This is a genomic window from Streptomyces sp. E2N166 (assembly GCF_003671715.1).
Taxonomy (GTDB): Bacteria; Actinomycetota; Actinomycetes; order Streptomycetales; family Streptomycetaceae; genus Streptomyces; species Streptomyces thinghirensis.
In genome coordinates this window covers 1,018,560-1,037,387 of sequence record NZ_RAIF01000032.1, presented here as the reverse complement: position 1 = coordinate 1,037,387, position 18,828 = coordinate 1,018,560, and the positions used below count along the sequence as shown (strand labels likewise).

The 18,828-nt window shown below is 71.6% G+C and carries 18 protein-coding genes; 6 read left to right on the top strand and 12 right to left on the bottom strand.

Features of this window, described 5'->3' with window-relative positions; genetic code table 11:
- Window positions 1-9 precede the first annotated feature (9 nt).
- The 3 genes from EBH09_RS31615 to EBH09_RS31605 form a co-directional block, all read right to left on the bottom strand.
- Window positions 10-972 (bottom strand): ketoacyl-ACP synthase III, encoded by a 963-nt coding sequence (locus EBH09_RS31615; RefSeq protein ID WP_121750275.1) that lies wholly within the window; start codon window positions 970-972, stop codon window positions 10-12.
- Complete coding sequence (locus EBH09_RS31610) at window positions 972-1,244, bottom strand: acyl carrier protein (RefSeq protein WP_121750274.1); 273 nt, start codon at window positions 1,242-1,244, stop codon at window positions 972-974. The genes EBH09_RS31615 and EBH09_RS31610 overlap by 1 nt, the downstream gene beginning before the upstream one ends.
- A 62-nt stretch (window positions 1,245-1,306) precedes the next feature.
- Window positions 1,307-2,488, bottom strand: a complete 1,182-nt coding sequence (locus EBH09_RS31605) for a thioester reductase domain-containing protein (protein ID WP_238697498.1) — start codon at window positions 2,486-2,488, stop codon at window positions 1,307-1,309.
- Between the two features lie 305 nt (window positions 2,489-2,793).
- Between EBH09_RS31605 and EBH09_RS31600 the strand changes: the two genes are divergently transcribed.
- The 6 genes from EBH09_RS31600 (at window position 2,794) to EBH09_RS31575 (ending at window position 9,296) form a co-directional block, all read left to right on the top strand.
- On the top strand, window positions 2,794-3,453 hold the full coding sequence (locus EBH09_RS31600) for an HD domain-containing protein (RefSeq protein ID WP_121750272.1): 660 nt from the start codon (window positions 2,794-2,796) through the stop codon (window positions 3,451-3,453).
- A 49-nt stretch (window positions 3,454-3,502) separates the two neighbouring features.
- On the top strand, window positions 3,503-5,260 hold the full coding sequence (locus EBH09_RS31595; protein WP_121750271.1) for a tryptophan 7-halogenase: 1,758 nt from the start codon (window positions 3,503-3,505) through the stop codon (window positions 5,258-5,260).
- Between the two features lie 89 nt (window positions 5,261-5,349).
- Complete coding sequence (locus tag EBH09_RS31590; RefSeq protein WP_121750270.1) at window positions 5,350-5,934, top strand: sigma-70 family RNA polymerase sigma factor; 585 nt, start codon at window positions 5,350-5,352, stop codon at window positions 5,932-5,934.
- Between the two features lie 104 nt (window positions 5,935-6,038).
- Window positions 6,039-6,704, top strand: a complete 666-nt coding sequence (locus EBH09_RS31585) for a hypothetical protein (RefSeq protein ID WP_238697497.1) — start codon at window positions 6,039-6,041, stop codon at window positions 6,702-6,704.
- Between the two features lie 92 nt (window positions 6,705-6,796).
- Complete coding sequence (locus tag EBH09_RS31580; protein WP_121750268.1) at window positions 6,797-8,374, top strand: AarF/UbiB family protein; 1,578 nt, start codon at window positions 6,797-6,799, stop codon at window positions 8,372-8,374.
- A gap of 43 nt (window positions 8,375-8,417) precedes the next feature.
- The gene (locus EBH09_RS31575; RefSeq protein WP_121750267.1) at window positions 8,418-9,296 is read left to right on the top strand and encodes a class I SAM-dependent methyltransferase; all 879 of its coding nucleotides are present in this window, start codon (window positions 8,418-8,420) and stop codon (window positions 9,294-9,296) included.
- Between the two features lie 58 nt (window positions 9,297-9,354).
- On the opposite strand, the gene EBH09_RS31570 is transcribed toward EBH09_RS31575, so the two are convergent.
- The 9 genes from EBH09_RS31570 to EBH09_RS31530 all read right to left on the bottom strand — a co-directional run bounded on the left by EBH09_RS31570 (window position 9,355) and on the right by EBH09_RS31530 (window position 18,530).
- Window positions 9,355-10,596 (bottom strand): wax ester/triacylglycerol synthase domain-containing protein, encoded by a 1,242-nt coding sequence (locus EBH09_RS31570; RefSeq protein ID WP_121750266.1) that lies wholly within the window; start codon window positions 10,594-10,596, stop codon window positions 9,355-9,357.
- Between the two features lie 169 nt (window positions 10,597-10,765).
- The gene (locus tag EBH09_RS31565) at window positions 10,766-12,088 is read right to left on the bottom strand and encodes an FAD-dependent oxidoreductase (protein ID WP_121750265.1); all 1,323 of its coding nucleotides are present in this window, start codon (window positions 12,086-12,088) and stop codon (window positions 10,766-10,768) included.
- Entirely contained in the window at window positions 12,085-12,684 is a 600-nt protein-coding gene (locus EBH09_RS31560; protein ID WP_193776636.1) for a flavin reductase family protein, read from the bottom strand. The genes EBH09_RS31565 and EBH09_RS31560 overlap by 4 nt, the downstream gene beginning before the upstream one ends.
- Window positions 12,656-13,123 (bottom strand): aromatase/cyclase, encoded by a 468-nt coding sequence (locus EBH09_RS31555; protein ID WP_121750264.1) that lies wholly within the window; start codon window positions 13,121-13,123, stop codon window positions 12,656-12,658. The genes EBH09_RS31560 and EBH09_RS31555 overlap by 29 nt, the downstream gene beginning before the upstream one ends.
- Window positions 13,124-13,204: 81 nt before the next feature.
- On the bottom strand, window positions 13,205-14,602 hold the full coding sequence (locus EBH09_RS31550; protein ID WP_121750263.1) for an aminotransferase class III-fold pyridoxal phosphate-dependent enzyme: 1,398 nt from the start codon (window positions 14,600-14,602) through the stop codon (window positions 13,205-13,207).
- Window positions 14,603-14,694: 92 nt separating this feature from the next.
- Window positions 14,695-15,816: an SDR family oxidoreductase gene (locus EBH09_RS31545; protein WP_121750262.1), complete on the bottom strand. Its 1,122-nt coding sequence runs from the start codon at window positions 15,814-15,816 to the stop codon at window positions 14,695-14,697.
- Between the two features lie 55 nt (window positions 15,817-15,871).
- Window positions 15,872-17,005: an acyl-CoA dehydrogenase family protein gene (locus EBH09_RS31540; protein ID WP_121750261.1), complete on the bottom strand. Its 1,134-nt coding sequence runs from the start codon at window positions 17,003-17,005 to the stop codon at window positions 15,872-15,874.
- A 72-nt stretch (window positions 17,006-17,077) separates the two neighbouring features.
- Complete coding sequence (locus tag EBH09_RS31535) at window positions 17,078-18,040, bottom strand: DUF2156 domain-containing protein (protein WP_121750260.1); 963 nt, start codon at window positions 18,038-18,040, stop codon at window positions 17,078-17,080.
- Entirely contained in the window at window positions 18,024-18,530 is a 507-nt protein-coding gene (locus EBH09_RS31530) for a hypothetical protein (protein ID WP_121750259.1), read from the bottom strand. The genes EBH09_RS31535 and EBH09_RS31530 overlap by 17 nt, the downstream gene beginning before the upstream one ends.
- Window positions 18,531-18,828 lie beyond the last annotated feature (298 nt).

Below are 18,828 nucleotides of genomic sequence, written 5' to 3'. Positions count from 1 at the left end.
AGGTGCTCCTTACGGAAGTTCGACCACCTGGGCGCACCAGGTCAGCCCGGCGCCGAAGCCCAGGAGCAGCGCCTTGTCGCCGGGCCGTACGGTGGCCGAGGCGAGCAGCGACTCCAGAGCCAGCGGGATGGACGCCGAACTGGTGTTGCCGTCGGTGACGATGCTGCGGGCGATCGCCACGTGCGCGGGCGGGCGCAGTCGGCGCACCATCGCGTCGATCAGCCGCCCATTGCACTGGTGCGGCACGAAGGCGCCGATGTCGTCCCAGGTGAGCCCGGCCGCGTCGAGTGCGTCCCGGGCCACTTGCGGCATGTGCGAACCGAACCAGCGGACCACCCGGGTGCCGTCCATGTGCATGTACGGGCGGGCGGCATCGGGTTTGGGCGGGGCGCTGGTCATCCAGGGCTCACCAGGGCCGTGGGTTCCCCACACCGCCGGTCCGATCCCGCCGTGCTCCGCGGCGCTGACCACCGCGGCCCCGGCGGCATCGCCGAAGACCATGACGGTCCCGCAGTCGTCGGGGTCGGTGATGTCGCTCAGTCGCTCGGCGGCGACGACCAGGATTTGACGCGCCTGCTGTGCGGCGATGAGTCCGGAGGCCAGGGTCAGTCCATAACTGAACCCGGCGCACCCGCCGTTGAGGTCGAACCCGCCGGCCCGGCGGGCTCCGATGCGGTGGGTGAGACTGGCGGCCCGGCACGATGCCTGGCCGACGCTGCTGGCGGAGGAGAACAGGACACAGTCCAGGTCCTCGGCGAGCACTCCCGCGTGGGCCAGCGCCTTGTCCGCCGCCTGCGCGGCCATCTCGACGAAGGTGTCGTCGGGGTCGGCCTTCAGCCTGGTCCGGATGCCGGTGATCTGCTCGATCCAGCCTTCCTCATGGCCGAACCCGGTGTCGAGTTCGGCGCTGGTGAGCAGGCCACCGGGGCGGTAGGCTCCGATGCCGGTCAGCCGTCCCGCACCCCAAGCCATCAGCGGGCTCCGTCCGACGCGGCGACGGCTGCCTGGCCGTTCACGTAGTCGAGGGTCCGCCGGACGGTGCGCAGGTCGTGCACCGCCTCGTCCGGGATGGGAACGCCGTAGCGCTCCTGGATCCACTCGGCCAGTTCGATGACGGCCATCGAGTCGAACCCCAACGATGTGAAGGGCGCGTCGGCCGACTGCTCCGAGATCGCCCGGGCCGCTTCGGCGCCGGCGATCTCGGCCACCATCGCCGCCAGGTCTTCCAGAGTGAAAGGGGACATGCGGAAACTCCAGCTGATGAGATGCGGGGAGGGGTGCACGGGAGGAGAGGACCGCGCGTGGGTCACCGGGCGGGCAGCATGACGTCGCGGCTCAGGAAGGCGAGCACCCTGCGGAAGTAGTCGGAGTCGAGCACGGGCGGGGCGCGGTGCGCGGACGCCGCGGTGGGGCCGGCTGTGTCCTGCCCCGGGGCCGGGACCATCTGCCGAAGGGTCTCGCCGGCCAGCCGCATGGTGCTGCGGGGGACCTCGTCGCCCAGGTCGCGAAGCCGCTCCAGCCAGGTGTCGAACGGAACGAGCGGAAGGTCGACACCCGCGTCCGCGAAGCCCTGGAAGTACGACCGGAAGGGCAGCGGTTCGGGATCGATCACGTGGAACACCTGTCCTCGGGCACGTCGGCTCAGGGACAGGTCGACGATGGCGCGGCTGGTGAAGTCGACCGTGCCCACCGGCAGGAGACCGGGGTGGTCGGGGGCGCAGCCGGCGCGGATGCTCGCCGTCGTCAGGTGGACGAACCAGTCCGACTTCCCCACCAGGCCGGTGCGCGAGTCCGCCAGGATCACACCGGGCCGATGCACCATCGTGGGCGATCCGCGGTCCGCGGCCTGCGCGACCAACTGCTCGGCGACCCATTTGGTGGCGCAGTAGCCGGAGACACCGGTCCCGGCCTCTCGGGCCGCCGGGATCACCCCCATCGTCGAAATGTAATGCACGGGAATTCGACGGGTCCGGGTCGCCAGTCTCAGGATCTCCTGGGTTCCCGACACATTGCAACCGCGCAGGATCGGGTAACTCGCCAGAAGATTGACCCAAGCACCGCAGTGGTAAATGACGTCGATGCCGCGCGAGAGGCCCGAGAACTCCTCGTCGGTCAGGCCGAACCGCGGCTTCGCCAGGCTGCCGGGCACGACGTCGACCCGGGACATGTGGTGCATCGGCACATCACGGGCGCGTAACTGACCGGCGAGCCGCTCCCGGGCCTGAGCGGCCGACTCCGCCCTCACCAGGCAGTGGATTCGAGCGTCGGTCGCATCCAGCAGGTCGGCGAGCAGGAAACCGCCGAGGAATCCCGTGGCTCCCGTCAGCAGAATTCTCTCAGGCGGCCCTTCGGGAACATCCGTCAGAGACGACGCATCGATTTCCGCCGGAAGTCGCAAATCGTCGGTGATCGGGAAACTGACCATACCAACACCGCATTTCAGCACAGGCGAGATTCGGTCCTGCCCTGAACACTCCCCGCACCTCACGAGGTTTACTACAGAAATCTTCCACCAGTGGGAGCGCAGGGCGCATCCTCCTGGCCGTCACCCGCGCCCGCACCGCCACAACGGGTGAGTAGGGCTCATTCATTCGAAGAGGCCACGGCTCCGAATGGACGGCCGGGACGTACGCCCGGAGCGCGTTACCGGTATCGCGCGCCGTCGGTTGCACGCCAACGCGCTTACGCGAAGGGAGCGTTGCGAAACGGGGGGCGGGGGCGAGGGGCGGCCCGAGCGTAAAGACAGATGAGACGGACACAGCCAATAGATCGCGAGGCAAGGGGGGTTGAGCCATGGCCGCAGGGCCTGAGATGCCGGAGGTACCCGATCCCGTTGGGGGCGGGGCGAGTTCACACTCCGATCCACCGGAGGAGTTGCCCGAGGCATGGCAGCCCCTGCTCGGCCGCCCGGCCCTCGCGGAGCTGCTCGGGCACCCCCTCGCGGGCGCCGCGCTGAAGGAGATGTGCCGGCTCCTGCCACCGCACGTCGCCGTGCACTCTCTGCGGACGTTCCTGCTGGCCGACGCCTGTGCGCGGACCCACGGGACCGCCTACGACCGGGTCGGCCTGCTGGCCGCCGCGGCGTTCCACGACGCCGGGCTGGTAGGGCGCACTCCGCTCGGTCGCGGTGGATTCCCGTGCCGCTCCGCCCAGTTGCTCGACCACTTCCTGGCCCGGCACCAGGTGGGCACGGTGCGGCGCACGACCCTCACGCGTGCGGTGCGCGAGCACATGCGGCCGTTCCCCGCTCGCGACGCCGGACCCGAGGCGCGGCTGCTGCACTTCGGCGTGTGGCTGGACGTCACCGGGCGCGGTGAGCGGCAAGTGCCCGGTGACCGGCTCCTGTTGGCCGGACTGGCGCCCACCCCCCGGTTCGCCGTGTCCTTCTCCGCCCGGGTGGTGGCCTGCGGGCTGCGCCGGGTGCTGCCGGGCTCCCGGGTCACCCACCGGTGACCAGGGAGCCCGGCGACTCGCCCTTCCCGTCGCGAAAGGAACCGCAGACATGCAAGAAGACCAGCGTGTTTTCGATGTCGCCATCGTCGGAGGCGGCATCGGCGGGACGATGCTGGGGACCGTACTCGCACGTCACGGCGTGCGTGTGCTGCTGCTCGAAGGCAGCGGCCACCCCCGGTTCGCCATCGGAGAGTCCACCGTCCCCGAGACCACGTTCGGCCTCCGGGTCCTGGCCCGCCGCTACGACGTCCCCGAGCTCGAGCACCTGGCGACCAACGCGGCACTGCGCCGCCACGTGTCGTCGAACAGCGGGGTCAAGCGAAACTTCAGCTTCATCTACCACCGGGAAGGTGAGCCCACCCGGCCCGACGAGTGCACCCAGTACCCCACCTGGGGACCTCCGCTCGGTCCCGACTCGCACTACTTCCGGCAGGACGTGGACGCGTACATGTTCCATGTCGCCGTGTCCTACGGCGTGACCGCGTACACCCACACCATGGTCGACGACGTGAAGTTCGAGGAGGACGGCGCGACTCTCGTGACCCGGGACCGGGGCACCTTCCGGGCTTCGTACGTGGTCGACGCCGGCGGCATGCGGGCGGTCCTGCCCGAGCGCCTCGGGCTGCGGCAGGAACCGCCCTACCGCACGAGGTCGCGCACGATCTTCACGCACATGGTGGACGTGCGCCCCTTCGACGCCGTGGCGCCTTCGCGTGAACAGCACGGCATGCCCAGCCCGTTCAGCCAGGGAACGCTCCACCACATGTTCCCGGGCGGATGGTTCTGGGTCATCCCGTTCGACAACCAGTCGACCAGCACGAACCAGTTGTGCAGTGTCGGCATCAACCTCGATCTCGACCAGCACCCCCGCCCGGAGGACATCTCGGCGGAGGAGGAGTTCTGGCGGTACGTGCGCCGGTTCCCCAGTGTGGCCCGGCAGTTCGAGCGGGCGCGGGCGGTCCGGCCGTACGTGTCCACCGACCGCACCCAGTTCGCCTCGCAGAAGGTGGTCGGCGACCGGTGGTGTCTGCTGCCGCACGCCAGTGACTTCATCGACCCGCTCTTCTCCAGCGGTCTCGCCGTCACCGTGATGGCACTGAACGCGCTGAGCCACCGGCTGATCGACGCGGTGCGCCAGGACGACTTCGACACCTCCCGGTTCGCGTACCTGGACCACTGGACCAAGCGCATGTTCCGGTTCTACGACGACCTGGTGTCGTGCAGCTACATCGCGTTCGACGACTTCGACCTGTGGAACGCCTGGAACCGTGTGTGGACCATCACCACGCTGTACGGCACGAACGCCCAGAACCAGGTCGCCGTGACGTTCGAGAAGACGCACGACCCGGCCTGTTTCGACCAGTTGGAGCTGCCGCCGTACCGAGGTCTCCAGGGTATGGACAACCCCTGGGTGGAGCGGATGTTCGACCAGTCGCGGGACGCCGTACTCGCCTACCGTGCGGGCGAGTTGCCGAAGGACCAAGCGATCGCGCGCATCTACGAGGTGCTGGGCGAGAGCGGACTGGCCCCGACGGTGTGGGGCACCCTGGACCCCGACAACCGGTGCCCTTCCGGGGTGTTCACCCTCTGGCCGCTGATGAAGATCCTGCTGTGGGGCAAGTACCGCTCACCGCGGCACGTCCGGGGCTCCTACTTCACCGGCGGAGCGCGGCTGGTGGGCAAGGAAGCGGTTCAGGCGTACACCACCGAGCTGCGCGCCGGCAGCTCCCAAGTGCACCAGACCGTACGGGACATGTGGCTCAACTGGAACCGCGACTGGGCGCGGCGGCCCGCTCCTCGGAAATGAGCGCGGAAAAACATTCCTGCTACTGGCGGAGGTGCATATTCCGGTTTGCCGCTCCAGGGCCTCGGGTAGGAAAACCACATGGCCGACAAATGGAAAGTCGGCCACGGTTCTCCCTGCTCAATCCGAGAGACAACGGGCTGCAATCCACGATGGTGCGACATTCCACCTGCCAATCGCCCGCTGAATGCTCCTGGGAAGAAATCTTCCAGCATCAGGACCGCCTCATGCGGCTGGTTCGGCGAAGACTACCAAGTTTTCAGGACGCCGAGGACTGCGTTCAGGAAACCATGGCCCGGGCAGCCGCCCACGCCGCGTTGGACAGGAATCGACTCGGTGCCTTTCTGACGTCCGTGGCGCTTCGCCTCTGCATCGACTTCTACCGTGACATGGAGCGCCGCAGCAGACTCCTCCAGCGTGCGGCGCTCGCGGAAACCCCGGGTACGACCGAGGAGGACGTCTGCGACGAGGACTTCGGCAGATGGCTCCTGGGCCAGGTACAACACCTGCGGGGGCGGGAGCAGGAGGTCATACTAGCCCGCGCCAAGGGTATTTCCACTGCGGAGTTCGCCCGCATGCACAACATCTCCGTCAAGGCGGCCGAAGCCGCCTTCACCAGGGGCCGCGCACGATTGAAGAACGTCTGCGCGAAAGCCTTGGAAGGCTGCGCCCGGTAACACCCGAAAACCGCACCTCTCCCATCGCAGAGAAACGGAAAGGGACCCCACTCATGGGCAATAGCAAGAACGTCCAAGACATCTTCAAAGATTTGGTCGGTGATATGACCGACAGCTGGAAGGAAGCCTTCGACGACCTCCTGAACCGAGACGACGACTCAGGATCGTCGCGCGGCTCCGACAACGCCGTCAGCACGCTGGCCGGGCTGCCCCCGAACGCCCTCGCCGCACTGGCCGGGGCCGTCAACCCGGCGACCGCGCTCGCGGGTGTCACCAATCCGCTGGCCGCCCTCGGCGCGGCCGGCAACCCGCTCGCCGGCCTCGCCTCGGGGGCCGCGGGCCCGCTGGGGAACATCGCAGGCGCAGCGCAGAACCCCCTGGCCGCGCTCACCGGTGCCGCGGGCGGCGGCAACCCGCTCGCGGCCGCGCTGGGCGGGGCGGGCAACCCCCTGGCCGCGCTGGGCGGGGCGGCCAATCCGCTCGCCGCGGTCGGCGGCGCGGCCGGCACGCTCGGCGGGCTCGGTCAGCTGGCCGGAGGTCTCGGACACGCGGCGAGCGGGGCGGGCGACCTGATGGCGCTCCCGGCCCAGCTCACCCAGCTGCTCCAGGTGCTGCCCAAGCTCCTCGAGGCGGTACAGGGCCTGCAGAACCTGACCAACCTGCCGGCCCAGGCCGGTCAGCAGGGGCTGGCGGCCCTGCAGGGCCTGACCGGTCAGCAGGGACAGGGCGGAAAGCCGTCCCAGGGCGGACAGTCCTCGACCTCGGGCTGACCGGCCGTGCCACCGTCCCGTCCGGCCGTCTCCGTGGTGCACACCGACCGCCGTTCCGTACCAGGGCCCCGATCTGAGGAGGATCACACACGATGACGTCTGTCGTCGGCGATCGGCTGCGTCTCGTGGTCAAGGTCCTGGGCAGCCTCGTGGCCGACGAGGTGGGACAGGCGGCCCGGCTGCGGAGGCGTACGAGGCGGGACACGCGGTCCCCGGCGGAGGGCCCCGTTGGCTCCGCCGGGTCCGCGGCCGAGGCCACCGCCGGGGCGGAGCAGCGCCGCGCCAAGGCGGTACGGCATGCCCTGGAGAGCCTCGGTCCCTTCTATGTGAAACTCGGCCAGGTCCTCTCCACCCGGCCCGACATGGTCCCCCAGTCCATCCGGGACGAACTGCAGAACCTGCACGACGAGGTCGACGTCCAGCCGTTCTCGGAGTTCGAGCCGGTACTGGCCCGGGACCTCGGGCCGAACTGGAAGCTGCGCTTCGACGACATCGAGACCGTCGCCCCGCTGGGGGCGGCGTCCCTCGCTCAGGTCTACCGCGTGACGCTGCCCGGCGGGCGCGCGGCCGTGGTGAAGATCCAGCGACCCGGCATCCGCGAGGGCGTACTCGCGGACATGGCCCTGATGCGCCGGGCGTCGAAGATCGTGGCCCGCGTCGCTCCCCGGTTCAACGAGGTCATCGACATCGAGGCGATGCTCGGTTCCGTATTCGACGCCATGGAGCCGGAGCTGGACTTCACCGGCGAGGCGCGCAACATGGACGAGGCCCGCGGGCACGTCCGGCCGTTCCGTTCACTGGAGGTGCCCCGGGTGCTGCACGCCAGCCCCCGGGTCCTCGTCCAGTCGCTGGCCGACGGGAAGTCGGTGCGGCACGTCGACCGCGCCCACTTCACGGACGACGAGCGCGTGGAGATCGGCAAGGACCTGCTGCGGTTCATGTACCACGGGTACTTCGTCCATCGCTTCTTCCACGCCGACCCGCACGCCGGCAACGTCTTCGCCGCTCCCGGCGGACCAGCGACGCTGATCGACTGGGGCATGGTCGGCCGCCTGGACCGCAGGACCAGTCTTCAGCTGCTGCCGCTGTTCATGACCTTGGCGCAGAACGACGGGGCCGGGCTGGCGCAGCACTGGGCGGAGATGGGCCGGCTGACGCCATGGGCCAACATGCCCGCGTTCGCCGCCGACATGGCCGCGTTCGTGCCCACGGTCTCCCATCTCTCACTGGAGGACATGAACTTCGGCGTCGCGCTCACCACCGTGCTGGCCAAGGCGACCAAGCGCGGCATCGGTTCGCCGCCGGCCGTCTCACTGCTGGGCAAGTCCTTCGCGAACCTGGACGGTTCGGTGCGGTGCCTGGCTCCCGAGATCACGCTGCCCGAGGTGTTCCAGGCGGAGGTGCCGAAGATCCTTTTCGCACTGGGCCGCGAGTTCCTCGGCCGCCACCAGTTCGCCCGGAACTCCATGGAGCTTCTGCTGGCCGCCGTCACCAGTCCGGAACAGGTCCGGGGCGTCCTCTCCGACGTGGCCAACCGTCAGTTCGCACTGAACATCCACGAGCCGCGCACCCCCGCCGCGATGGGCGGCCAGCGGCCCACCCGCCCCTCCGGAAGCCTGCTCGCGCTGGGCGCCGCGGCCTTCCTGCTGGGCCGTCGCCGCTCCGGATGATCCGGGTCCGCACAGCCATCCCGCCCCACCTCAAGGAGATCCCATGCCGGAATCCACACGTCCGCAGTCACCGTTCGCGCCGACCGCCGCGACCCCGCACGGCATCTCCCGCGCGGCGCTCTGGACGGCCTCCGCACACGCGGCGGAGAACCTCCGGCCCGCGCCGCTCGTCCGCGACCCGTGGGCCGCCGACTTCCTCCACGCGGCCGGGTTCGACGGGGGCCCGCCCGGTGACGGACCGATGCAGCGCCTGCTGCCCGACTATCAGGTGGTACGCACCCGCTTCTTCGACGACTACCTTCTCGCCGCGGCCCGTTCGGGCTGCCGCCAGGTGGTGCTGCTCGGCGCCGGGCTGGACACCCGTGCCTTCCGGCTCGACTGGCCGACCGGGGTGCACGTCTTCGAGGTGGAGGACACGGCCGTACATGCCTTCAAGGAGTACGTACTGGACTGGAGCCGGCTCTCCTGCGGACGCCGCACCGTCGTCGAAGCCGACGGCACGGCATCCTGGAGAGAGGAACTCAGGGCGGCGGGTTTCGATCCCGGCAGGCCCACCGCGTGGCTCTGCGAGGCACCCCTGTACTTCCTTCGGCCCCCGGAGGTTGCGGCCGTCGTCGCCGCGATGACCGAACTCTCCGCCCCCGGCAGCATGTTCGGCGCCGAGTGCGTGAACTCCGCGACCACGTCCTCCCCGTTCGTCGCGCCCTTCATGGACGCCCTGTCGACGATCGGACTGGCCTGGAACTGGCAGATTGCCGATCCGGAGCGCTGGTGGGCCGAGCACGGCTGGGACGCGGCGGCCGCCGACCTGTACACGCTGCCGTACGCGGTCGAGCGCCTCTCCCCGTATCTGCCGCTGATCGGCACGGCCGCCGCGGAGAGCGTCTTCCTCGCCACCGGGACGCTGCGCGGCACTCCCTGACACGGCACCACGCGCAGGCCCCGGACGGTGCGTCCGGGGCCTGCGCGTGGTGCCGTGGCTACGGGCGCTCCAGCTCCAGCAGCGCCGCGAGCCACAGCTCGGGGAGTTCGTCCGCGGTCGCCAGGGTCTCGTCGTGAACGACGGTCAGGCACGCGGTGTCGTGCTGGCTCGTCAGCGTCGTCACACACCGGATGCCTGACGCGACGCCGGCGAAGGCGGCCGCGCGACGGGCCGCGACCCCCTGGTGGACCAAAGCCGTGCCGAAGTTCACGCTGCTCACCGGGCCGGCCACGAACGCCCCGCGGACCAGGCGGGTGCCGACGGTGGCGCCGAGCGTCCGCGGGGCGGCGGACAGCAGCAGGCGCATGGCGTCGCGCCGCCGACTCTCCCGCAGCCGGCCCGTGCGGGCGACGACCCGGGCCAGGGCCCGCTGGGGTGACTCCTCGTCGCAGGGCAGCAGGAGCCGGGCGGTGACCATGCGGTTGCCCGGGGCGTACTCCTCCCCCGGGGCCCGGACCGACATCGGGATCGACACGGGCAGCGCCGGATGGGCCGAGCCGGTGTCCTTCAGGTACCAGGTGCGGACGGCGTGGGACAGGGCCGCGAGATAGACGTCCGTGACCGTGCCGCCGTGGGCGCGGGCGACGGCACGCAGCCGGGCCAGCGGGGTGTCGGCGTGGCAGACGTCGACGCGGCCCGTGGATTCTCCGTCGAACGCGGGTTTCGGGGTGGGCGCGCGGAAGGCGGCCACGACCTCGCCCAGGGCGTCCGCGAGGCCGTGTGCGGTGGGCCGGGCGGGATGTTGCGGGGCCGGTCCGCCCTCGGGGTGGTCTCCGAGGAGAGCGCGGGAGGTGTAGGCGGCACCCATGCCGTCCTGGAAGGTGTGGTCGGTTCGGTAGACCAGGGTGTGGCGGTCCGCCGGGCCGTGGACCAGCCACACGTCCCAGGGCGGCTGGTCGTCCGTGCTCATCGGCCGGGACAGCATCAGGCGGCTGGTCGCCGACCCGTCGGTGTCCTCGGGCAGCCACGCCTCGTGCACATGCCGGTCCACCGCGATCCGGTCCACTCGCCGGAATTCCCTGCGGCCGCGTGCGATGCGGTAGCGCAACGTCGGGACGCGGTGGGCGCGTTCGGCGACCCGCGCGCGTACGGAGTCCAGGGTGGGGGCGCGGCCTTCGAACCCGAACGTGAACGCGAGGGGCAGAGGGCTGCCGCCCGTCGCCAGGTGGAAGGCGACATCCGCGGTTCCCATGGACAGGGCCGGCGGCAGGCGGCCGTCCGTACCGAGGTGGGGTCGCATTGTGGAACCTCCTGGTCAGGTTCTGAGAGTCTGCGGGGCTGGGGTCTGCGGCCTGCGGCTTATGACTTGCGGTCCGCGGTCCGTGGCTTGCGGTCAGCGGATATGGGGTCTGCGGAGCTGGAGTCCGCGAACTGCGGAGCTGGGGTACGGATGCGGGCAGCGCCCTCCGTCAGCGTGCATGCCGCGCGATTCGCCCCCTTGCGTCCACGTACGCCCGCAGCAGGGGCCGAACGGGTCCGCGTGCGGGCAGGCGAGGGGCCCGGGAGCGGTGCCACGGGAGCGGTTCGCCGGGTTCCGGCTCACCCAGCAGGGCCGCGGCCACGTGCGCGCCGTGCGCCACGGACAGGGCGAGTCCGTGCCCGCAGCAGCCGCCGATGTACCAGACGTCGTCGAAGCCCGGCACCGGCCCCACCACCGGCAGGTCGTCGCCCGTCATGCCGATGCGGCCGGACCAGCGGTGGGTGACCCGTACCCGGGCGAGGTCCGGATGCAGGGACCGCAGCCACCACTCCAGCCGGGCCCAGGCACGCTCCCTGACGGCCTGGAGGCGGGGAGCGCCGATGCCCGCCGGGACCGTGGCGGTACCGCCGCCCGCCATCAGCCCCCGGTCCGGGAGCAGCCGGAAGTACGGCGCCAGCGGGACGGCGTCGACGACGGAGTGTCCGGCTTGCCCGCCCAGGGCCTCGTAGGCCGGGGCGCTCAGCGGTTCGGTGGCGACGGCGTACACCTCGAGCGGCAGAACGGTGCCGACCGGCAGGTCCAGTGCCTGCGCGGCGGAGTTGACGGCAAGCACCGCCTGACCGGCGTAGAGCCTGCCGTGCGGGAGGACCAGCTCGGGGCCGACCAGGTCGCCGGGGCGGAGGGCCAGCAGCGGGCTGCGGCCGTAGAACCGCACGCCCTTGTCGGCGCAGGCGCGGGCGAGGGCGCAGGTCAGGGCGGCCGGGTCGAGGGTCGCGGCGGGGCGGTGCAGAAGGGCCGCCTTGTAGGGCACGCCGACCCGGTCGCGGATGCCGGCCGGGGTGAGGACGGGGACGTCCAGACCTAGTTCGCGGCAGGCGCGGGCCTGGCGGGCGAGTGCCACCAGGCCCGCGGACGAACGCGTGGCCACCAACTGCTCACCGGGCCGCAGCCCGCAGGGCACGTCGAGCCGGTCGCACAGGTCGAGGACGTCCCGCACCGCCCGCTCGCTGGCCCGGTGCATCCTGCGCGCCGTCTGCGGGCCGAAGCGGCGCACCGCGCGGTCGACGGCGGGGCCGGCCCGGGGGCCCAGCAGACCGGTGCCCCGGCCGCTGGCGCCGGCGGCCGGGTGCTCGGCGTCCACCACCGCGATGTCGAGCCCGGGGGCGCGTTCGGCCAGGTGGTAGGCGCAGGACAAGCCGGCCAGGCCGGCCCCGACGACGGCCACGTCGGCGGTGACCACGCCGTGCAGCTGGGGCTGCGTCGGCAGTTCCGCGGGGTCCCAGTACGGCGTCCCGGCCGATGGCCTGGTCATCCGGCGGCGTCCGGCACCGGCTCGGTCAGCGCACCGAACCGGCGGTCGTGCCACAGCAGCGGGCGTCCGCCGCCCACGTGCACGGCGGCGACCCGGCCGACGACGAGATGGTGGTCGCCGTAGCGGCGTACGTCCTCGGTCAGGCACACCGACCAGGCGAGCGCGCCGGCCAGCACGGGGACGCCCAGCACCTGCCGGGTGTCGGTCCCGGCGAACCGCTCGGCCGCGGTCGTCGCCGGGGACGCGAACCGGCCCGCGAGCTCCCGCTGTTCCTCACGCAGCAGGTGCACGGCGAAGGCCCGCCGGCCGCGGACGGCGGCGAGGGTGCGGGAGCCGTCGCGCAGACAGGCCAGCAGCAGCGGCGGGCGGGCGGAGAGCGAGGTGACGGCGGACACCGTCATACCGAGCGGGCCGTCCGCGCCGCGGGCGGTCACGACGGTCACCCCGGCGGCCAGCTTGGCGTACAGGCCGAGGCAGCGGGCGGTGCCCGGCCCTGGTTCCTCGTGCAGCGGCTCCTCGTGCGGCGGATCGGCGGCCGGGAGCGGGGCGCCCGCGACGGCCGCCCGGTCAGCCACCAGCCGCAGCCGCGCGCTCATCGATCACCTCCGCGCCCGCAAGGCCCCGCAGCACGCGGGCGATGTTGGTCCGCACGGTCGACTCGGCCACCGGGTCGAGGATCATGGCCAGGGAAGGGATGCCGAGGTCGAAGGCCGCGGTGAAGACGACGAGCGTGCCGCCGCCCCTCGCTTCGCAGCGCCAGCTCCCCTCGAAGGTCTGGAAGTCGCCGCTGATCTGTTCGAAGGCGATGGAGTACGTCTCGGGCGAGTAGGTGTCGCGTTCCCGCCACCGCATCAGGCCGCCCCGGAACTTGACGGTCCAGTCCGAGACCGTGGAGCCGTCGGGCAGCGGAGGCGCGACGTGCACCTCACGGAAGGTGTCGCTGTACTCGGGATAGCGGCGGAAGTCGCTGATGCGGCCGTAGACGTCGGCGGGTGCCAGTCCGTCGGCGAGGGCGTGCAGGACCACGTGGCGCATGGGTCGTTCGGTTCCTTCCCGGAGGGTTTCCGGACGCTGGTGTCCGGAGCTGGTGGCTGGCGCCGGCGCCAGGAGCCGGTGTCAGCTGGTCATACGGTCGGCCGTGCTGCGCAGGGCCGCGCCGAGGGTGGTGAGGAACAGGTCGAGCGCGGAGTCCTCGACCACGGCCGGCGGGGTCAGCCGCAGCACCCGGGTGGAGTTGAGGGAGTTGTTGACGAGCACACCGCGGGAGATCAGTTCCAAGAGGAGTTCGCCGACCGCCTGTTCTTCGGCGAACTCGATACCGATCAGCAGACCCCGGCCGCGCACCTCGCGGACCAGTCCGCCCTCGTACGGCGCGCACACGGCCCGTACGGCGGTGAGGATGCGCAGGCCGAGCGCGGCGGCCCGGGCCACGGTGTCCTCCTCCTCCATCGCCCGTACGGTGGCGAGGGCGGCGGCACAGGCGATCGGCGAGGCGCCGAAGGTGGAGGTGTGCAGGTAGGGGTCGCGACTGAAGGGGGCGTAGGCCTCCGCGGTGGCGGCCATCGCGGCGACCGGTACGACACCGCCGCTGAGTCCCTTGCCGACGAGCAGCACGTCCGGACGCACGCCCTCGGCGTCGACGCCCCACCAGGTGCCCAGCCGTCCCATACCGGTCTGGATCTCGTCGACGACCAGCAGGGCGCCGTACGCCCGGCACAGCGCCCGCACCTGGCTGAGGTAGCCGTGGCGGGGGATGCGTACGCCGCCCTCGCCCTGGACGGGTTCGACGATGACGCAGGCCCGGTCGCGGCGGGCGGCCAGCGCCTGTTCGAGGTCGGCCGGGTCGTCGTAGGCCACCTGGGTGACGTCCGGGAGCAGGGGCTGGAAGGGCGTCTGGTACGTCGCGTTGGCGGTGACGCTCAGCGCGCCGAGGGTCTTGCCGTGGAAGCCGCCGCGGGTGGTGATCACCGAGGTGAGTCCGTGGGCGCGGGCCAGTTTGAGGGCCGCCTCGGTGGCCTCGGCGCCGGAATTGACGAAGTGGACGTAGTCGAGGCCGGGCGGGGTGTGGGCGGCCAGGGCCTGGGCGGCCCGGGCGGCGACGGGTTCGAGGAAGACGCGGCTGGCCAGCGGGTGGGTGTCGATCTGCCGGTGCACCGCTTCGACGACGGCCGGGTGGCGGTGGCCCATGATGAAGACGCCGTAGCCGCCGAAGTCCAGGAAGCGGCGGCCGTCGTCGGCGTGGATCCAGACCCCCTCGGAGCGGACCTCGGCCATCCCGCCCATGACACGGCCCATCACGGCGCGGCCGGAGCCGATGTGCTTGAGGTAGAGGTCCACGATGTCGGGCCGGTCGGTCGGCGCGGCGGCCCCGGCGCGCGGGGTGGAGGACTCGGAGGCCGGGGCGGAGGACCCGGAGGAGGGCGTGGGGGTCTCGGAGCCCGGTCCGGCAGCCCCGGAGGCGGACCCGGCAGCCCTGGAGCCGGAGGCCGGGGCCGTGGTCCCGGGGGACGCCATGGCAGCCCCAGAGGACGGCCCGGCAGCGCCAGAGGACGACGCGGAGGCCCCGGAGGACGGCCCGGTGGTACCTGTGGACGGGGGCGACACGGTCATGACGCCACCTCCATCGGAGCGGCCGCGGCGGTCCGGTTCCGGGTGAGCAGGCCGGCCCTGTCCCCGGCCCAGCTCTCCGCGTTGCGTACGAGCGCGGCCCGGATGTCGGCCCGGGTCAGCCGGGTGCCGCAGTCGGGTTCGCCGAGGGAGGTGTCGAACGGCAGCTCCCGTTGGAACACCAGCAGCAGTTCCGCGTAGTGCTCCAGCCGCCGGCGGACCGAGGCGGGCAGCGAGGTGCCCTCCAGCATGGGCAGGAGCAGCCGGTGCACGGCGTCTACGGGGATGAGCCGGGGCCGCTGGGGCCGGGGCAGGTCGTGGCGTACGGCGACGTCCGCGCAGATGTCGGCGAACTCCCGCAGGTCGATGGCCTCCTTGCCGGCCGTCAGCCAGTACTCGCCGTCGGCCACACCGCCCCGGACCAGGTCGCCGATGGCCCGCGAGACGTAGTCCTGGGGCACCATGTCGATCCGGGCCTCGGGGGCTCCGGGCAGCACCGGGACCCGCCCCAGGACCATCGAGCCGATCGTCTTGGTCAGCCCCTGCTGACCGGCGATCCGCCCGCTGACGGAGTCACCCATGACGACCGAGGGCCGGACGATGGCGCCGGGCACGCCCGCCTCGCGCGTCATCTGTTCGGCCCTGGCCTTGGAGTTGAGGTAGGCGGCTGCACCCGGGAAGCGCCGGCGGTCCTCCTCGGTGGGGGTGTTGGCCACGAACGCGGTACTCACCAGGTACAGCGGGGCGTCGGCCCGGGCCGCCAGGTCGAGCATGTTGTCGGCACCGCGCAGGTTGGTGCGCGTGATGTCCTGTGGCGGGGTACGCCAGTTGGTCTCGGCGGCGCAGTGCAGCACCACGTCCACCTCAAGGGCCAGTTCGTGCCAGGCCAGGGGACTCAGGCCGAGCCGGGGAGCGACCAGGTCGCCCTGGAGCTCGCGCACCCGCGGATCGCGCAACGGTGTGTTGCGACGCAGGCACAGCAGGTCGAAGTCGGGTGACAGCTCGTCGATCAGGGCACGTCCGAGCACTCCGGAACCGCCGGTGAGCAGCAGGGAGGGGCGGTCGCGCCGCCCCTTACGGCCGACGGGCAGGAGGGCGAGACGCTGGTTGTCTGACGGCATGGGGGGTGTGTTCTCCCAACAAGTCTCGGCCCACCGATGGACGGTGGGGGCGCGGTCAGGCGATGGCGAGTGGCCGGTCGGCCAGGTAGGCGGAGAACGGGGCGGTCATCCGGGAGCGCGACGGCGGGTGCAGGGAGAGTCCGTTGGCGCAGGCGGCCAGGTGGCCCACCTCGTCGGACGTCATGAAGTTGAGGCCGCCGAGGAGTTCGACGGCGCGCGGGACGACTCGCGCGATGGCGTCCTGGACGCCGTAGCGCACGTACAGCGCCTGTGCGAGCGCCGACTCGTCGAGGTCACCGGCGTCGATACGCCGGGCGACGCCCTCGGCGGTGGCCATGGCGGCCTCGGTCTCGACGAAGAGGCGTACTCGCTCGTGCTCGGGGATGCGGTCGTTCAGCAGCACCCGCTCCACCAGCGCGCTCGCGGCGCCGAGGTAGCTGCCCGTCATCAGCGTCTGGAACCAGATCAGACCGGCCGTCTGAAGTTCGTCGAGCTGTTCACCGGAGGTCGTCGCGGTGCGCAGCAGGAGTTCCGGCGGTACGAGGACGTCGGTGAGCGTGACCTGTTCGCTCTCGGCCCCGGCGAGGAAGGCGCTGGACCAGAAGCCGCTGACGCTCATACCCTCGCTCTCCGCGGGCACGAGGGCCACGGCGAGTTCGTCGCCCTGCCCGTCCTCGCGCGGGATCATCACGCTGGCGGTGAGCACGTCCATGGAGTGGGCCAGGCTGCACGGCCGTTTGACGCCGTTGATCCGGACGCCGTCCGCGGTCACCGTGGCGGTCATCGACGGGTCGAGGGTGCCCGCGCCGCTGCGGCCCTCGGCGAAGCCGGAGGCGATCACGCGGTTGGACGAGGCCACGCCCTCGATCAGCATCCACTCCAAGCCGTCGCCGAGGCCGCCGAGCCCGACAAGGGTGGCCATGGAGAAGTGGTGCATGGTGGTGGCCACGGCCAGGGACGGCGAGCGGCTGCCGATGGCCCGCTGCACGCGCAGGGCGTCGAGCGCGGTGGCGCCCCGGCCCTGATGGGACTCGGGAACGAGCAGTCCCGGACCGCCGCTGTCCCGGAAGTGCCGGATGCCCGGGCTGCCCGGCCGCTCCAGTTCCATCAGCGGGGCCTCGCGCAGGGCGGGGTCCAGTTCGGGCAGCAGCTTCGCGAGGGTGGCGCGTTCACGCTCTAGGAATCTCATGGGCGTGCGGTCCTCCAGGGTGGGATGAATACGGAATCGGCGCGGCACTCGCGCGGCCGTGGACGCGGTGGCTCAGAGGGCGTTGGTGGCGCGCAGCAACTGCCAGACCGCGCCGGGGCGGGGCCTGCCGCGGAAGGCGATGTACTCCGGCAGGACCACGTGCGGGGCCCACTTCTGCTTGTACTCGAGCTGGGAGGCCGCCGGGTAGATCACGTCGCCGCGCTCGGCCAGGAAGCGGGCGAGCCGGGTGAACATACGGCTGGCACCGAGTAGTTCGTGCTCCGGGTCGAGCCCGGTGAACGGGGTGAACCCGAAGTGCAGCCAGCCCGCTCCGTCGGCGGTCAGCCGTTCCATGACGGTGGCGTTGAGCGCCTCCATCACACCGGGCGGCGCGTCGGGGCGGCGCCGGCTGAGGTCGTGCAGCCAGCCGGGGCGGCTGCCGTAGACCGGCGAGTAGTTGATGTAACCGGCCGTCTCGCCGTCGATCCGGCCGACGAACAGACGGCGGTGCCTCTGCAGGCTCCCGTTGCGCTGGCCGACGAGGAAGCGCAGCTCCTTGGCGTGCCGACCCTTGTCCCGCAGCCAGCACTGGTCGATCCGGTCCAGTTCGGCGCAGTCGTCGCCGGCCATGACCTCGGCGACCTCCAGGCCCGCCCGCCGGGCGCGCGAGATCTTGTTCCGCAGCCGGACGAACCGTGAGCCGCGCAGCGTGAATCGGCTCAGGTCGACGGCGTACGACGCCCCGAGCTGGTTGACCGTGAAGCCGTGTGCCGCGTACAGCTCGGCGTCCGCCCGCTGCAGTTGCACGGCGACCAGACGGCGGCCTGCGTGGGCGGCGAACGCGTCCAGCAGGCGTGCTCGGTGTTCCGGCGCGGTGAACGGGCCGCCGAATTGCAGCACGTAGCGGCCCGAGGTGCGATAGGCGCAGGCGCCGTCGAACCGGCCGTCGTGGAAGTACGCGTTCCCGCTGTTGAGGGCGAGAAAGGAACTGGGGTTGTCGCTGTGCGCGGCGAGTGTGTCAAGCACGGACGGCATCGGTGTCCTCCACGGAAGTCCGCGCGGCGGCGTTTTCGCCGGAGACCGCCGCCGAGTGGTACCGCTGCTCGAACCTCCGGAACTCCGGCGTGGTTTCCGGCTCGAAGGCGACCCCGAAGGGTTTGAGGGAGTTCCCGAAGAGGGCCCGGTCGCCCATGAGGTGGATCGGGAGGGCCAGCAGCGCCCATTCCGGCCGGACGAACAGCGCCCACGCCCCGGCCAGGACACCCGCCGTGACCAGGCTGTGCATCGTGTTGTAGGCCACGTAGCAGCCGCGCGGGACGTGTCCGTCCGGGCTGCGCCGGTAGGCGATCGCGCCGGGCAGGTATCCGATGACGTCGATCACCGCGAACAGCAGCACGAAGACGGCCCAGCGGATTTCCGTGAGGTGCTGGAAAGCGAGCACGAGCGATACGGCGAGAAAGCCCAGCCATTCGAGTCGGGAGAGAGCGAAGGTGGTCTTCGTCTCGAAACGGTTCTTGGCGTCCACGGGCGCTCCTGGATTGCGCTTACGATTCCGGGGCGCGACATCGGCCTGCCCCCTCGCTGTGGTCTGTCACTCCGGTTTACGCACCAACGGCTCCAACCCCTCGTAAAGTGGGGGCGATTGAGAAGACGTGGTGCGGACGTGATGCTCGGGGGGACTTCTTTCATGACGCCGTCATCCGGTCCGGGCGGCCCTCCGGGCTCCGCCGTCGGCAGCGCGGCCTGGGAGTTGCTGCTGCCCGCCGCCTCGGCACCGGCACGCTCGCGTGGCCGCGCCCTGCAGGAGGCCCTGCGCGACGCGG

Excerpts from the sequence above, each read along its gene's own strand:
- EBH09_RS31615 (WP_121750275.1), bottom strand. The coding sequence starts at position 972 with ATGGCTTGGGGTGCGGGACGGCTGACCGGCATCGGAGCCTACCGCCCC.
- EBH09_RS31610 (WP_121750274.1), bottom strand. The coding sequence starts at position 1,244 with ATGTCCCCTTTCACTCTGGAAGACCTGGCGGCGATGGTGGCCGAGATC.
- EBH09_RS31600 (WP_121750272.1), top strand. The coding sequence starts at position 2,794 with ATGGCCGCAGGGCCTGAGATGCCGGAGGTACCCGATCCCGTTGGGGGC.
- EBH09_RS31595 (WP_121750271.1), top strand. The coding sequence starts at position 3,503 with ATGCAAGAAGACCAGCGTGTTTTCGATGTCGCCATCGTCGGAGGCGGC.
- EBH09_RS31590 (WP_121750270.1), top strand. The coding sequence starts at position 5,350 with ATGGAAAGTCGGCCACGGTTCTCCCTGCTCAATCCGAGAGACAACGGG.
- EBH09_RS31585 (WP_238697497.1), top strand. The coding sequence starts at position 6,039 with ATGACCGACAGCTGGAAGGAAGCCTTCGACGACCTCCTGAACCGAGAC.
- EBH09_RS31580 (WP_121750268.1), top strand. The coding sequence starts at position 6,797 with ATGACGTCTGTCGTCGGCGATCGGCTGCGTCTCGTGGTCAAGGTCCTG.
- EBH09_RS31575 (WP_121750267.1), top strand. The coding sequence starts at position 8,418 with ATGCCGGAATCCACACGTCCGCAGTCACCGTTCGCGCCGACCGCCGCG.
- EBH09_RS31570 (WP_121750266.1), bottom strand. The coding sequence starts at position 10,596 with ATGCGACCCCACCTCGGTACGGACGGCCGCCTGCCGCCGGCCCTGTCC.
- EBH09_RS31565 (WP_121750265.1), bottom strand. The coding sequence starts at position 12,088 with ATGACCAGGCCATCGGCCGGGACGCCGTACTGGGACCCCGCGGAACTG.
- EBH09_RS31560 (WP_193776636.1), bottom strand. The coding sequence starts at position 12,684 with ATGAGCGCGCGGCTGCGGCTGGTGGCTGACCGGGCGGCCGTCGCGGGC.
- EBH09_RS31555 (WP_121750264.1), bottom strand. The coding sequence starts at position 13,123 with ATGCGCCACGTGGTCCTGCACGCCCTCGCCGACGGACTGGCACCCGCC.
- EBH09_RS31550 (WP_121750263.1), bottom strand. The coding sequence starts at position 14,602 with ATGGCGTCCCCCGGGACCACGGCCCCGGCCTCCGGCTCCAGGGCTGCC.
- EBH09_RS31545 (WP_121750262.1), bottom strand. The coding sequence starts at position 15,816 with ATGCCGTCAGACAACCAGCGTCTCGCCCTCCTGCCCGTCGGCCGTAAG.
- EBH09_RS31540 (WP_121750261.1), bottom strand. The coding sequence starts at position 17,005 with ATGAGATTCCTAGAGCGTGAACGCGCCACCCTCGCGAAGCTGCTGCCC.
- EBH09_RS31535 (WP_121750260.1), bottom strand. The coding sequence starts at position 18,040 with ATGCCGTCCGTGCTTGACACACTCGCCGCGCACAGCGACAACCCCAGT.